Annotated in this window: 1 rRNA gene; it reads right to left on the reverse strand. The window is 34.1% G+C overall.

Features of this window, described 5'->3' with window-relative positions:
- Positions 1 to 223: 223 nt before the first annotated feature.
- A 16S ribosomal RNA gene (locus ACN6NE_RS31210) occupies positions 224 to 276 on the reverse strand; the annotation flags it as partial.

Here is a 276-nt window from a genome sequence, read left to right on the forward strand (position 1 = left end):
TAGCGAATAAATGGTACAACATATTGTTGTGTTATTTATTGGTTTGATTAAAGAAAAGTTTCACTTTTCCTCAGCAATTACTGTTATCTAGTTTTCAAAGAACAATCGCAACCAAAATTCTTCTTATCTAATAAGAAGAAAGTAGTGTACTTTCTATAATTGAGAGATTGAACTCTCAAAACTGAACAAAGTGTCAAAACGTACGTCATGTAAAAATCCTTAGAAAGGAGGTGATCCAGCCGCACCTTCCGATACGGCTACCTTGTTACGACTTCA

This window comes from Priestia sp. 53B2, assembly GCF_056099005.1.